We start from the raw sequence: 14,370 nt of genomic DNA, 5'->3' as shown, positions 1-14,370 counted from the left end.
TACCATTAGATGAAATGGCACTTTTGATTATTGCTGTGTGTATTGTGGTTCTTCTTGCTGGACTTCTTCAACACGCGGGTTTAAAGAATCGATAATTGTTTGCGTTTGCTGCGCAGCTGTTTGGAAAAGTTGCTTTGCTTGTTGGTTATCCGTATCAAGAGCGAATCCCTCTAAACTAGCTTGTGCACTTTTTAATCCAGAAACAGTTTGCTTTAGTTTTGTAATTACAGTCATTGAATGAAGCCCCCTTTGGAATATCAATTCAAAGATTATAATTTGTGGGTTTGGGTGAATTTATGTTTGGAAAATTAAGGTGAAGGAATGTGTTTAATATAAATATTGCTATGGAGTATAAAGGAAGTATGGGATATTTTTATTGATTTAGATGGGTTTTATTGCTATTATTATGAGAAGAAAATGAAGTGTTTTTATAATCATGCGCCCATAGCTCAGTCGGATAGAGCGGTGGTTTCCGGTACCACGTCTGCCGGGGGTTCGAATCCCTCTGGGCGCGTTATATAAACTTTAATATTATTTTGTGCAGAAGCCCTTTGTATGTGGTAAGTAAAAATACCATGTGCAAAGGGCTTTTTTGATGTTATCGTTAGCCAATTATTGTTTATTTAATGTTGAATATAGAGCTGAAATTCCTAATTTACATTTTGTAGATTAGGAATTTTTTGTTTTGAAAATGTTAAAAATATGCAATTTTGCGAAGTTACCTAAAAAATTAGAATCTTGTAAATTTATAACTGTAGAGAACAACAAACAAACAAATAAATAAATAGAAAAAACAAGAGGAGGAATGAAATGGTAAAGAAATTCAAATTTACAAAAGAGGAATTAGTAGAAGCGTGGAAAGACCCACAAGTAAGGGAGAAATCAAAGGGTTTACCGAACCATCCATCAGGGAAAGTACTAAACGAATTAAGTGAGGAAGAGTTAGCGGAAGTCCAAGGAGCATCAGATGTGCAAGTAGCTACAACACCGATGTGTGTAAGGTTAACGGTTTTACCTGCAACGTCAATTAAGATTTGTAAATAAAAATAAAAAAACAAAACGAGAGGATGAATGAAATGTCAAAAGGATACAAATTTACAAAAGAAGAGTTAGTAGAGGCGTGGAAAGATCCACAAGTAAGAGAGAAGTTAAAAGATTTACCGAAACACCCATCAGGAAAAGCGTTAAATGAATTAAGTGAGGAAGAATTGGCGGAGATTCAAGGGGCATCAGATGTACAACCAGAAACAACACCACTTTGTGTGGGAGTAATTATAGGATTAACAACGTCAATTAAGATTTGTAAATAAAAATAAAAAAACAAAACGAGAGGATGAATGAAATGTCAAAAGGATACAAATTTACAAAAGAAGAGTTAGTAGAGGCGTGGAAAGATCCACAAGTAAGAGAGAAGTTAAAAGATTTACCGAAACACCCATCTGGGAAAGCGTTAAATGAATTAAGTGAAGAAGAATTGGCGGAGATTCAAGGGGCATCAGATGTACAACCAGAAACAACACCACTTTGTGTGGGAGTAATTATAGGATTAACAACGTCAATTAAGATTTGTAAATAAAAATAAAAAAACAAAACGAGAGGATGAATGAAATGTCAAAAGGATACAAATTTACAAAAGAAGAGTTAGTAGAGGCGTGGAAAGATCCACAAGTAAGAGAGAAGTTAAAAGATTTACCGAAACACCCATCAGGAAAAGCGTTAAATGAATTAAGTGAGGAAGAATTGGCGGAGATTCAAGGGGCATCAGATGTACAACCAGAAACAACACCACTTTGTGTGGGAGTAATTATAGGATTAACAACGTCAATTAAGATTTGTAAATAAAAATAAAAAAACAAAACGAGAGGATGAATGAAATGTCAAAAGGATACAAATTTACAAAAGAAGAGTTAGTAGAGGCGTGGAAAGATCCACAAGTAAGAGAGAAGTTAAAAGATTTACCGAAACACCCATCTGGGAAAGCGTTAAATGAATTAAGTGAAGAAGAATTGGCGGAGATTCAAGGGGCATCAGATGTACAACCAGAAACAACACCACTTTGTGTGGGAGTAATTATAGGATTAACAACGTCAATTAAGATTTGTAAATAAAAATAAAAAAACAAAACGAGAGGATGAATGAAATGTCAAAAGGATACAAATTTACAAAAGAAGAGTTAGTAGAGGCGTGGAAAAATCCACAAGTAAGAGAGAAGTTAAAAGATTTACCGAAACACCCATCAGGAAAAGCGTTAAATGAATTAAGTGAGGAAGAATTGGCGGAGATTCAAGGGGCATCAGATGTACAACCAGAAACAACACCACTTTGTGTGGGAGTAATTATAGGATTAACAACGTCAATTAAGATTTGTAAATAAAAATAAAAAAACAAAACGAGAGGATGAATGAAATGTCAAAAGGATACAAATTTACAAAAGAAGAGTTAGTAGAGGCGTGGAAAGATCCACAAGTAAGAGAGAAGTTAAAAGATTTACCGAAACACCCATCTGGGAAAGCGTTAAATGAATTAAGTGAAGAAGAATTGGCGGAGATTCAAGGGGCATCAGATGTACAACCAGAAACAACACCACTTTGTGTGGGAGTAATTATAGGATTAACAACGTCAATTAAGATTTGTAAGTAGATAGGTTTCATTCGAAAGGGGTGTTCATCTCCTTTTGAATGAAACAGATTCCAATATTCGAATGCGAAAAATCGAATGTTGGAATCTGTTTCTCCTTAAGGGGGACCAATTTATTGGAATATGGATTTTAAAATAAGGAAGGGGATTAAATTATTATGTTAATTCACTCATATATAAATGAAAAGGCATTTGCGAAGAGTCTTAATTTGAAAGAGCGTTATAAAACGCTAATGAGTAGAAGAGATTTATTATTATCGGAAGAGTTAAATTTAGACCAATTAAATAAATGGATAGATAAAATGTTTAGAAGTAATAAAGCTGATTTTGATTATAAATTAAAGATGAATGAAATGACAAAAGAAGAGTTTGCGAGTTTAATTGAGAAAATCCCTGAATTCAAAGAGCATTTATATATAGATGAATTAAATGAATATGTGAATTTGCGCTTGTTAGAAATGGGAATAGAGTTGTGTGAAAGTAAACCATTAAGTGCAGAGGAAGATTTAGGGTTTATAGAATTTGTTAGGCCGTTTGCACTTTATGCAGCCGAAATGATAGATAGTTCGTTGAAATATAGATTAAATAAGATACGTTATGAGCATGAAGAGATTAAAGAAATGTTAGTTCGATCTTTAGTAGAAGAGTTATTAAATAATGCGGTGCGATCACTAGTCTTAGAATTTAATATTGTAAAACTAAGGGAAGAACTAGTAGGAGAGACTCCAGAAGAACGATTTCTATCCTTTGTCAGAGAGAAAGCTAGAAATAAGGAGAATTTAATTGCATTCTATGAGGAATATGCAACATTAACACGAAGGTTAATTTTGAGAACAGAGTATTTTATACAAAATGTTCAAATGTTACTATTTCGTTTGAATGAAAATTGGCTACAATTACAAAAAGAATTTCAATTGCAGGATGCATCATTAAGCGAAATTAAGGTTGGATTAGGAGATACACATCAAGAAGGAAAAACGGTTGTTCAGCTTGTATTCTCTTCAGGTAAAGAAATTTTATATAAGCCAAAGTCCATGGGAATTACGAAATCGTACCATGCGTTTTTAGAATGGATGAATGAGGTAAGTGGAAGTATACAACTTCCATCATATAAAGTTTTAGACTTTGGTGAATATGGATGGGAAGAAAAAATATTTTATAAACCATGTTCTTCTAAAGAAGAGGTGGAGCGCTACTATTTACGTTTTGGTAAGTTGATTGGGTTAATGCATATGTTAAAAGGTGCTGATTTGCATTTTGAAAATATAATTGCTCATGGAGAGTATCCATACATTATTGATTCGGAGACGATTTTTCATCAATATCCAAAACTGAATTTTCCGGATAGTGCGGAAGTAAAATTGAAGTATGAACAAAGCGACTCAGTGATAGGATCTGGATTGCTGCCACAAGCAATGTTTCAAAACATCGATGGAAAAGGTATAGATTTAAGTGCTTTAAATGGAAAAGAGCAAGATTTGCCGTTTAAGGTGTTGGCTTTAAATCAAAATAGTAAGGATGAAATGGAATTTACTATGAAAGAAGCTAAAAGTCAAAGTGCTAAAAATCTACCGAAACTTGGAGTAGAAGAAATTTATGTAGAGGATTATTTAACCTTTATTATTGATGGTTTTCAGGAAATGTGTAAATTTTTTATTGAGTATAAGGAAGAGATTTTATCAGAAAGAGGACCTTTAATTACATTTAAAGAAAATAAAATTCGCATTGTTGCTAGAGCTACTCAACAATATTGTAATTTCTTACAAGAGTCTACACATCCAGACTATATGAGAGATTCAATTTTATTGGAACAATTATTTGAAAGAGTATGGTATTACCCATACGAAAATAAGGAACTAGTCATTCATGAGATTCAAGACTTATTACGTGCGGATGTTCCTATATTTACGACTTTTACAGATTCACGAGATTTATATAGTAGTACAGGTGAAAGGATGGAAGATTTTTTTAAGGAGAGCGGTTATGAGCAAGTATATAATAGAATTTATCATTTTGATGATAAGGAATTGGAAAAGCAAAGAGGATGGCTGAAGTTGGCAATACAGGGAAATAGAGATGTTGATATTAAAGTGAGAAGAAAAGAGGATTACAGAAGTGAATTGTTAGAAAATCATCAGGAGACAATCTTGCAGGAAGCTATAAATATCGGAGAGGCCTTATTAGAGAATGTAGTATTATCCGGTGATAGAACAACGGCTTCATGGTTACAAGCAAATGTTATTCACGACAAGTGGTATGTTGCTCCTATGAAACAAAATTTATATGACGGTTTAGGTGGCGTAGCACTATTCTTATTGTATCTAAATAAGGTTACAGGTAACGAAAAATATTTAGAGGTTGCTCATAAGGCGTTGAAATCAGCGATGAACCCTTTATCGAAAGCGAAGGGGCTTCTATCAACCTTCTTGGGTAAATATTCATTGTTATATCCATTAGCACATTTTCAATCTATAAGTCCTAGAAAAGAATATCAGGATTTTTTAGAAGAAATAAAAGTAGAATTAAAAGAAAGGCTCGAAGAAGAAGAAGAGTTTGATTTGTTAAGTGGTTCAGCGGGAGTTATTCAAGTGGCCCTTAATTTATTTGAAATGACAAAGGATCCAGATTATTTAAATCTTGCTGATATGTACAGTAAGCATTTGGTGGGAAATGTATCAATATTAGAAAGTGGAGTAGCGTGGAAGAATAAACATACTAACAGTTATTTAGGTGGTTTTTCTCATGGGACGAGTGGTATCGCTTGGAGCTTATGGCGTTCAGGGATTATGAATAGGAATCAAGAATATATTAATTTAGCTAAAAAAGCACTTGCTTATGATCGATCATTATTTGAAAAAGAAGAAAGTGCGTGGAAAGACACAAGAGAGAGTGAGAAGAAGTGTTTACATCAATGGTGCCACGGTTCCACTGGAATAGGATTGAGTAGGGTTTTAGTAAGAAGCTATGAAGAAGATGTAGAAATGGACGAAGAAATTCGAGTAGCTGTAAATAATATACGAAAGTATGGATTTAAAAATAATGATACATTATGTCATGGGAATATGGGGGACACGGAATTACTATTGGCTGTTTCACAGTTATATGATAATAAAGAATTGTATGAACAGGCGATGCAAATTGGCATACAAGTCATTAATAATTATAGAGAAACTGGTAGTTATCAATGTGATGCACCAGATGATATTCAATCATTCGGTATGTTTGTAGGGATAGCAGGAGTTGGTATGCAGTTATTAAGACTAGTACAGCCGAATGAAATTCCATCCGTTATGACATTAGAAAATGTAAAAGGATAAATGAAAAGAAATTCTACCTTTTGGTAGAATTTCTTTATTATACATTTACATTTATTATACCTTTTCGAACAGCTTCAGCTAGTGCTTCAGAACGAGAACTCACCTTGAACTTTTTAAACAGTTTCGTTAAATTATATTCAACAGCCCTAGAACTCATATATAATTCATCTGCAATTTGTTTATTACTTTTTCCTTTTGCGATGGATTCAAGAATTTCTAATTCTTTTTGTGTAATTGTAACATGGCTTGATGCTCTTTTCGGATCTAAGTTATCAACAGTCATATCTTCAACTCGAAGTTGTCGCAATAGAGAAATTGGAATTAAAGTATACCCATTTAAGACGGCCCGAATAGCCATTAATAACTCTTGCTGTGATGCTGATTTGCTAACAATACCGCTAATACCAGAATCTATTAATAAATTAAATTGTGATAAATATTCGAAGCCTGTGTAGAGAATGATTTTTGCATCTGGTTGTATGTGAAAAAGTTTTTGAGCTACATCAAGTCCACTATAATTAGGCATGTTCATGTCTAAAAGATATATATCAAAAGGTGTTTTTGAACTTTGAGAAATTGCTTCCTGTTCGTTTAAAATGTATGTTGCTTGAATATCTTCTTCTAACTCGATCATGTTTTTCGTGCCTTCACCAACTATTTGGTGATCGTCTACAATCAAAACGTGTATCACTTTATTCACCTCGGTATAGTAATATTTACTTGTAGTCCATTTCCTATTTCTGAAATAAGCTGAATTTCGCCTCCTATTCCTTGAACGCGCCCTTTAATTCCAGATAAGCCCATATGTTTATTTGAAGAATAGGGGGCTTGTGTATTAAAACCGATGCCATTATCACGATAATCTAGATAAATACAATTATTCTCTTCCCATAAAAATATATTAATTAAATTTGCATTAGAGTGCTTATCAGCATTGTTTAATAATTCTTGGATGATACGATAAATAGATAAAATTTTATCAAATTCGTAATGATTCTCCTGTATTGAGTCGTATTCAAATTGAATTCGGAAATTAGTACGTAGTTGCATTTGTGCTAATAGCTCTTTAAGCGCACCTATAAGACCAATTTCAGATAGAAGAGCGGGTTTTAATTCATTACAAGTGTCACGAATTTGTTGAATAACATCAAACATACCGAATTTTATTTTTTCTAATTGTCCCTGCAATTCACCTGGTACAGTATGTTCTTTTAATACGGTTTCTAGTTTCCGATACCAGACAATTTGGTCTTGCAGGGCAGCGTCATGAAGATCTGCAGCGAGTCGACGCCTTTCAGTCTCTGAGATTTGAAATAGTAGGCGCGAAAGAGTTGCTGAATGTGTTTTATTTGCTAGGCTTTTTTTTTCTAAAGATTGAATGATCTGGTTAACTGAATTTAGGTTTTCATAAACGAGACGTACATATTTTACGATAGCAATAAACCAAGTTTTTTCATTGATATTAAATTTAATATTGTTGGTTTTATTTCCAACCCAAATGTAATGCTTTGTATTTTGAGTAGAATATAAATAGATGCCGATACATCCGTCATCTTCTAATAAATCATTTACATATCCCGATTCCATTCCCCATTGTTTCTTTTTCGAAAGATTAAATTTTTCTGTTTCTCCGTAACTTTTATAACAATTGTATGTATTTTGTTTTATATCAAATTCAATAAATTGTATAAAACATGGTTTTAGTAGGGAGATAATTTCATTCATAAATTTTTTCTCTAAATCTTTTACTTTCATAATGGAAGAAAGTTGTTGTGCGAATTGATCAATACTTACATGTAGATTGGTTTTGCTTCTGAATAATTGATTGCGAAATGTGAAATCTAATCGTTCCTTTATTATAAGAAACAGTATGTTTAAAGGGAAAATGATAATAAAATTTTGCATGAGTCTAATAAAGAAGCGTTCGTCAGGATTAATACCCCAACTTATAATTAACGTAATAATGATAGTTGGAAGTAATGAGAGCATAGAGTAGTATCGAACACGATCAAACATAAAATCAATATCAAAGATTTGCTTTGTTAATATTAAATAAAAGTAGCCAATTGGAATGCAAAATAGGAATAATGCTGCAATATCAGCCCTAATAATGGCTGCATTAAATAATATCCTTGGGAGAGCATATAGTATTATAAATGGCCCGAAGGAAATACATTGGATAACTAACATAAATTTAAAAAAAGGTCTGTGTAAAGTATTTCTATATTTTATGTATCCTTTTAAAAGGAAATATACACTTAAAAGAATACTAAAACATAAATAAGCTAAATCTGTGTAAGCAGAGACTTGTTGCAAATTTGGAAAAAAGGTAACGGATAATAAGCCAGTAGTAACAACGGTCATGTATAGACAAATGTGAAATCTAACCACATTTTTATGTATAATAATAATTTCCTTCCGCTTAAACAGTTGATATAGAAATAAAGTAAGAAATAAAGATACACTTTGAAAAGAGATACTTATAATTAAGAGTCCGCCAAAATCAGATTTACTAGATATAGAAGAGGCGGAAAGGCTAATAGAGGTTGCTAATAAAAAAAGCATAAAATAACGCTCTTCTCGCCTTATAGCTTTATTTCTATAGACAATAAAACATAAGCTTAAAATGGTTAGAGAAAAAATCATTGGTAAGTATAATGTAATAAGTAGCTCTTTGTTGTCTGAAGTAGCTGTTGTGCTATAAGTAGAGATCCTATCATTCTTTATAGTTTGAATTTCGGTTGCATTTAAAAATTGATTTTGGTACCGCTTGAAAACCCCTAAATAAGGATTCTCCCCATTCACTTTGTAAATTTCATCACCTGCTTTTAATGCTGTTTTTGCAGCCCAACCCGAAGTATCAATTTGACTGATTGTATATGTCTTATGGTTTTCTTTAGAAGCGATAATGCCACTGTAAGGCTGATAAAATTTGTAGAGGATGTAACTTTGTATGATTAAGTAAAAAATTATTAATGAAATTACGAAATAAATTGGACGTTGTTTAATCATTGCTAGAACTACCTCACTATCATATATAATTTCGGAATCCCGCAATAGGATTGCGGATAATAGCAAAAGAATATGTAATAATATAAAACTATAAAAATTGGTGGGGTGAACGATATATGATTAGGGAATTAGTTGAACGTATATTAGAAGATATTCAATTTAAAAATGTGTGTAGTCAAGGAACAATAGCCATTGATGGTATATCAAAAAAAGAATTAGAAATTATATTAGGTACTTTAAATAAATCGACTTTACTTAGTAAAGCTGCTGAGACATGGAAGTAAACTAAATTAGAGTATCAATTAACCTATCCTTATTTGCTTGACTGAGTGAAAGTTGTTCGATGTATCCTTGGCATTTGTATACATATAGGTTCTGCATAACGGAGCAATACTCCATCGATCCACCGTATAGTAATATGTGTTTTAAAGAATCTAATGCTTGATTATTTAATTCATCATATTGTATCTCTTGATTAAAGAATTTTTTTATAAGTATAAAGTTATCATTTTTACTATTTAAATAATATAGTATTGGTAAAGTTTTCTTTAAATTAAGAAAATCATTTTTCTTATCCCATTGCATAATATCACGCATGTCGTTTTTTATTTGATTAATAACACCTATACATAGTGCGTAGTTTTCAATTAAAGAACGCTGGATAGGGTTGATATTCCCTGTTCCTAATAAGCATGCAAGTTTAATTAGATATCCAGATTTGTGAGTTACCATATCGATATAATCTTTTTCAGAATGGATTTCATTTTTAAGATCTAGCTGTTGTCCATTAATAGAGTTTAAAATACAAGAGTGTATTTCATTTTTGAGCCAGTTTTTCATTTGAATTGAAAGGGAAGATTTGTCAATTTCTTGCAAACAAATAAGTAAGAATCCCATAATTATATTGAGATTTGTGGCAATTGGATGTTTTGTCCAAGGTCCTTCTAAGAAATCTTCATCTTGAATATCATCCATAATATCTAGAGAGAGCATAAGTAATTCTATAATTGTTAGCAGTAATTGTTTTTCTTCTTCATTTTGGTTATCCTGAAATATTTCATAATGTACGAGAGTGATGTTAGCAAAACGAGTAGAATCATTGAATTTGTATTCGATATATTCTGAAGAACATTGACGTAATGTAGATTCGAAAAAATGTCCATAAACCAGTTTTTTTGCACGCAAAATTAATTCGTTTTGTAATGAATAAATCACTCGCAGCCCCCTTTTTTTACGGAAAATTCGTAATATTCAAATTGTAACATAAGAAGGAGATCTTCACAATTAAGCATATCGCAAATGCGATGTGTTTTTTTTATGAAGATGTTGCGGAGAATCGCGCTAATTTGTTTGCGGTAACTACAACGTGCATTGCGGACAATAACGTTTAAAAGAAGGATATGATATGAGTACAGATTAAGACAACACAGTTTAATAAACGAGAAAAAATAATCTAATATGGTTTGAGAATAAAGGAGGAGAATGATGAAGAAAGTTTTAAGTGGTCGAGAAAAAGAAGTAGCTGTGTTGATTGCACGAGGTTTGAAGGATGTTGAAATAGCAAGGGAGTTATTTATTAGTAGAAGGAGGGTGGGGGAATTAGTAGCCTCAATTAAAAGAAAGTTAGAAATACATTCAAGGGTCCAAATCGGAATAGCTGCATATTTTTTAGGATTAATTACATTTGAATTTAATTTTAATCAGGGTAACCATGAGGGTGTTGCCATGATTAATAGTTAAAGAGATAGGGGGGAATAAAATGGCAAAGGTGCCCTTTATAGAACAGATGGAACATAGCGAATGTGGATTAGCCTCATTGGCGATGGTCTTTAGTTTTTATGAAAAGCATGTTTCGTTAGCGGAATTAAGAGAAGAGTTTGGTGTCCCAAAAGGTGGTACATCTTTATACCAGCTTATGCATATTGCTAGAAAAAATGGTTTTCATGTAAAAGGATATAAAGCTGAATATGAGGCTTTAAGTGAAGTTAAATTACCAGCAGTTATCCATTGGGAGCATAAACATTATGTAGTCCTAGAGAAAGTGACAAAAAAAGGGGCTATAGTTATAGACCCTGCTTACGGAAGAAATAAAATCTCTAAAAAAGAGATGGAGGAAAAGTATTCTGGATTTGTATTAACACTTGAACCAGATGAGTCATTTCAAAAACAAAAAGGTGTCTCTCATTTGCAATTCTTTTTATCGTTTGTGTTAGGAAAAAAGAAATTAATAGCTTTAATTGTATTAGCATCTTTAATAATTCAGGCTTTTGCGCTGGTGATTCCATTTGTAACAAGTTGGATGACCGACCATGTAATTGTTCCGAGAGATCCGAGCTATATGAATATGATAGGTTACAGCATTTTAGTATTGCTAATAAGTTATCAAGTATTTGCTTCGTTAAGAGGCTTTCTAATAGCGAAGTTGCAAACGGCAATTGATATGTCTTTAATGCAAAGTTTTATAGAAAAACTATTAAGTCTTTCTTATAACTTTTTTGAGAATCGATCTATGGGAGAACTGTTATTTAGAGCAAATTCCAATGTATATATTAGACAAATATTATCTACTAAGGTAATTTCCTTTCTTATAGATGGAATTCTGCTTTTCACTTACTTATTCTTCATGTTTCATTATTCGACCTTATTAGGATTCGTTGTGTTAGCAGTTGGGATTGTTATATTCGCCCTACTTGTCATGAGCACGACTGTTTCTAAGAAGTTAGCTGATAAAGAGGTTTCGGCTCAAGCTCAAGTTCAAAGAATTTTGTCTGAGAGTATTAATGGGATTAGTGATGTGAAGGTTATGGGATTGGAAAAGCAAGTATTTACAGAATGGCAAGAACGCTTTGGTTCTCAACTTATTCATGCAGAGAAGAGATCTATCTGGACGGCGTTGATGAATACATTAGCGGGTTCTATTCAATTTATTTTACCGTTGTTTCTACTTTGGTTCAGTGGACAACAGGTGCTAGCTGGAAATATGACATTAGGAAGTGTACTCGGCTTTAACGCATTAGCGATTTCGTTTATAACACCGATTATTTCCATTGGGAGTGGCTATGGTGAATTGATTTATATTAGCTCCTATATTCAGCGGATTTACGATGTAATGCATGCGAGATCGGAGAGAGAGGTAAATCAATTTTCAGGAATTAAAAAACTGAATGGTGATATTGAGTTTGAAAATGTTTCTTATCGTCACAATTATTTCAGTGAAGATGCAATTCAGAATGTTTCATTTAAAATCAAGGCTGGTGAGAAGGTCGCAATTGTTGGGGCGTCTGGTTCTGGAAAAAGTACAATTGTAAAAATGCTTCTTGGACTATATACACCAACGAATGGGAAAATCCGATTTGATGGGATAGAAAGCGAAAAGTTGAATTTGAAATTTTTAAGGAAATCAATAGGAGTTGTTTTCCAAGAAGCGAGATTGTTTAACAAAACGGTAGGAGAAAATATTATCGCGCAAAGGAAAGGTGTGCCTCCGAATGGAGTAATTGAGGCATCAAAGCAAGCGAATATATTTGAAGATATTATGATACTACCATTAAATTTTCAAACGATGGTATCTGAATTTGGAGTTAACTTCTCTGGTGGGCAAAGACAAAGGTTAATATTAGCTAGAGCATTGGTAACAAACCCATCTATTCTAATATTAGATGAGGCGACAAGTGCCCTCGATACATTGTCTGAAAGAGTTATTGATGAGAATTTAACTGATATGTCATGTACAAGGATTGTCATTGCACATAGGTTAAGTACGGTTAAGAATGCAGATAAGATTATTGTAATGGATAAGGGAGCAATTGTAGAGATAGGATCACATACAGAGTTACTTGAGAAGCAAGGATATTATTATCAATTGTCAAAAGCTCAGGAAGTAAAAGGAGGGATTAAAAGTGAAAGATTGGCCTAAATATCGAAACACTATAGCGAAAATAGGTGCTGGAATTACAGTAGGATTATTATTAAACCTTCCTATAGTTGGAGTTAGTACGATAAGCGCTGAAGAAATGAAACATAATCAAATTAAAGAAAATTCGTATGTGTTTACATTGAGGCAAGGTGAAAATACGGATGAAATGATAAAGGAAATTAGAGATAAATATCCAGATTTAAAGCTAGAAGTAATAAAAGAAATTAAGATGCTGAATATTGAAGGTGATAATTTAGAAAGAGTACAAGAAGCGAAGCAGCATTTATTAAAAAATTATAAAGGGATAATTGAAAAAGCAGGTAGAGAGGATGTAGTGGAATTAAAGCCACCCACTATAGTGAAGAAACCTTCGAATATAACAAAATACGCACCTTCACAATTAGAACAAGAAGAGGTCGATTATAGCAAATGGAAATGGGATATCGATAAGGTAACAGAAAATGGGGAGAGCTATAAAATTGAACAAGGAAATCATAGTGTAAAGATTGGTGTTATTGATAGTGGAATTGATGTAAATCATCCTGCGTTAAAGGGGAATATAGTTAGTCAGGGGAAAATTTTAGTTCCGAATGTAGAATCGATTGAAGATAATATTGGTCATGGAACAATGATTGCGGGGCTGATAGCTGCTGATGGGAAAATAAAGGGTGTAGCTCCAAAAATCGGGATTGTACCGTACAAAGTATTTCAAGGTAGTTCTGCGGATTCAAGCTGGATTATTAAAGCTATTGTAGAGGCTGCAAATGATGGGATGGATGTTATTAATTTAAGTTTAGGAACATACAAGTCCATTAAAGATCCAGAAGAAGGAGCTGTGTATTTAGCTTACAAAAGAGCAATAGAGTATGCGAATAGTAAAGGGAGTTTGCTAGTGGCTTCCTCTGGAACAGAAGGGTTCGATATTTCAAATCCTTTTCAATTAGCTAAGCAAAGAGGATATGAAAACGACTTGCAACTTCATATGCCTGGAGGTTTACCGGGGGTAGTAACTGTTGCGGGAACAAATAAAGATGATCGATTAGCTTATTACTCTAATTATGGAACAAATGTTGATATTGCAGCTCCATCAGGAGATTATGGATCTTTGTGGGAAAGTGAAAAAGTGGGAGATGAAACAGCTATGGTATTAACCACATACCCTACAAACCTTCCGCAATCTCAGCTAAGTGAATGGTTAGGATTTGATAGAGGGTATGAGCTGATGATTGGAACGAGTCTAGCAGTTCCTAAAGTATCTGCTACAGCTGCACTTGTAATTGCGGAATATAAAGAAAAATTTAGGCTGAAGCCTAGTAATGGATTTGTTAAAACAAGATTATATCAGGGGGCCAAACCGGTATTGGATGACGGGAAAAAATACTTTGGAAAAGGCATTGTAAATGCGAAGGGTGCACTTGATTTTCGAAATACAAATTTTAAAAAATGGGAGAGATAAAGATGAATTTTAAAAAATTTTTACTCATGATT

At 33.0% G+C, this 14,370-nt stretch carries 16 protein-coding genes and 1 tRNA gene; 13 read left to right on the top strand and 4 right to left on the bottom strand.

What is annotated here, in order from left to right; translation table 11 throughout:
• Positions 1 to 27: 27 nt before the first annotated feature.
• The gene (locus JFU23_RS13755) at positions 28 to 234 is read right to left on the bottom strand and encodes a DUF1657 domain-containing protein (RefSeq protein ID WP_000216167.1); all 207 of its coding nucleotides are present in this window, start codon (positions 232 to 234) and stop codon (positions 28 to 30) included.
• Between the two features lie 204 nt (positions 235 to 438).
• Here JFU23_RS13755 and JFU23_RS13750 point away from each other — a divergent pair.
• The 9 genes from JFU23_RS13750 to JFU23_RS13710 all read left to right on the top strand — a co-directional run bounded on the left by JFU23_RS13750 (position 439) and on the right by JFU23_RS13710 (position 5,954).
• Positions 439 to 514: transfer RNA gene (locus tag JFU23_RS13750), tRNA-Arg, on the top strand.
• 296 nt (positions 515 to 810) lie between these two features.
• Positions 811 to 1,044 (top strand): mersacidin/lichenicidin family type 2 lantibiotic, encoded by a 234-nt coding sequence (locus JFU23_RS13745; RefSeq protein WP_201032102.1) that lies wholly within the window; start codon positions 811 to 813, stop codon positions 1,042 to 1,044.
• A gap of 32 nt (positions 1,045 to 1,076) precedes the next feature.
• Positions 1,077 to 1,310: a mersacidin family lantibiotic gene (locus JFU23_RS13740; protein ID WP_000033704.1), complete on the top strand. Its 234-nt coding sequence runs from the start codon at positions 1,077 to 1,079 to the stop codon at positions 1,308 to 1,310.
• Between the two features lie 32 nt (positions 1,311 to 1,342).
• A complete protein-coding gene (locus JFU23_RS13735) occupies positions 1,343 to 1,576 on the top strand; it encodes a mersacidin family lantibiotic (protein WP_000033704.1) in 234 nt (77 codons plus the stop codon).
• A gap of 32 nt (positions 1,577 to 1,608) precedes the next feature.
• Positions 1,609 to 1,842 (top strand): mersacidin family lantibiotic, encoded by a 234-nt coding sequence (locus JFU23_RS13730; RefSeq protein ID WP_000033704.1) that lies wholly within the window; start codon positions 1,609 to 1,611, stop codon positions 1,840 to 1,842.
• 32 nt (positions 1,843 to 1,874) lie between these two features.
• Positions 1,875 to 2,108 carry a mersacidin family lantibiotic gene (locus JFU23_RS13725; RefSeq protein ID WP_000033704.1) on the top strand — a complete coding sequence of 78 codons (234 nt, stop codon included), beginning with the start codon at positions 1,875 to 1,877 and terminating at the stop codon, positions 2,106 to 2,108.
• 32 nt (positions 2,109 to 2,140) lie between these two features.
• Positions 2,141 to 2,374, top strand: coding sequence for a mersacidin family lantibiotic (locus tag JFU23_RS13720; RefSeq protein ID WP_201032101.1), 234 nt, complete (start codon positions 2,141 to 2,143; stop codon positions 2,372 to 2,374).
• Positions 2,375 to 2,406: 32 nt separating this feature from the next.
• Complete coding sequence (locus JFU23_RS13715) at positions 2,407 to 2,640, top strand: mersacidin family lantibiotic (protein ID WP_000033704.1); 234 nt, start codon at positions 2,407 to 2,409, stop codon at positions 2,638 to 2,640.
• A gap of 155 nt (positions 2,641 to 2,795) precedes the next feature.
• A complete protein-coding gene (locus tag JFU23_RS13710; RefSeq protein ID WP_201032100.1) occupies positions 2,796 to 5,954 on the top strand; it encodes a type 2 lanthipeptide synthetase LanM family protein in 3,159 nt (1,052 codons plus the stop codon).
• Positions 5,955 to 5,991: 37 nt separating this feature from the next.
• Here JFU23_RS13710 and JFU23_RS13705 read toward each other — a convergent pair whose 3' ends face one another.
• Positions 5,992 to 6,645 (bottom strand): response regulator, encoded by a 654-nt coding sequence (locus JFU23_RS13705; RefSeq protein ID WP_201032099.1) that lies wholly within the window; start codon positions 6,643 to 6,645, stop codon positions 5,992 to 5,994.
• Between the two features lie 5 nt (positions 6,646 to 6,650).
• The gene (locus tag JFU23_RS13700) at positions 6,651 to 8,966 is read right to left on the bottom strand and encodes a sensor histidine kinase (RefSeq protein WP_201032098.1); all 2,316 of its coding nucleotides are present in this window, start codon (positions 8,964 to 8,966) and stop codon (positions 6,651 to 6,653) included.
• Positions 8,967 to 9,082: 116 nt separating this feature from the next.
• Between JFU23_RS13700 and JFU23_RS13695 the strand changes: the two genes are divergently transcribed.
• Positions 9,083 to 9,250 (top strand): hypothetical protein, encoded by a 168-nt coding sequence (locus JFU23_RS13695; protein ID WP_201032097.1) that lies wholly within the window; start codon positions 9,083 to 9,085, stop codon positions 9,248 to 9,250.
• A 1-nt stretch (position 9,251) separates the two neighbouring features.
• Here the strand turns inward: JFU23_RS13695 and JFU23_RS13690 are convergent, their stop codons facing one another.
• Positions 9,252 to 10,181: a polyprenyl synthetase family protein gene (locus JFU23_RS13690; protein WP_201032096.1), complete on the bottom strand. Its 930-nt coding sequence runs from the start codon at positions 10,179 to 10,181 to the stop codon at positions 9,252 to 9,254.
• A gap of 270 nt (positions 10,182 to 10,451) precedes the next feature.
• Here JFU23_RS13690 and JFU23_RS13685 point away from each other — a divergent pair, with 270 nt between their 5' ends.
• The 3 genes from JFU23_RS13685 to JFU23_RS13675 are packed head-to-tail and all read left to right on the top strand — an operon-like array spanning position 10,452 to position 14,338.
• Entirely contained in the window at positions 10,452 to 10,706 is a 255-nt protein-coding gene (locus JFU23_RS13685) for a response regulator transcription factor (protein WP_201032095.1), read from the top strand.
• A 19-nt stretch (positions 10,707 to 10,725) separates the two neighbouring features.
• Entirely contained in the window at positions 10,726 to 12,882 is a 2,157-nt protein-coding gene (locus JFU23_RS13680; protein WP_201032094.1) for a peptidase domain-containing ABC transporter, read from the top strand.
• Positions 12,866 to 14,338, top strand: a complete 1,473-nt coding sequence (locus tag JFU23_RS13675) for a S8 family peptidase (protein ID WP_201032093.1) — start codon at positions 12,866 to 12,868, stop codon at positions 14,336 to 14,338. Before JFU23_RS13680 ends, JFU23_RS13675 begins: the two co-directional genes overlap by 17 nt.
• Positions 14,339 to 14,370 lie beyond the last annotated feature (32 nt).

The sequence above is a fragment of the Bacillus sp. TH50 genome (genome assembly GCF_016650565.1).
Lineage (GTDB): Bacteria > Bacillota > Bacilli > Bacillales > Bacillaceae_G > Bacillus_A > Bacillus_A mycoides.
This window is presented reverse-complemented; position numbering and strand designations above follow the sequence as displayed.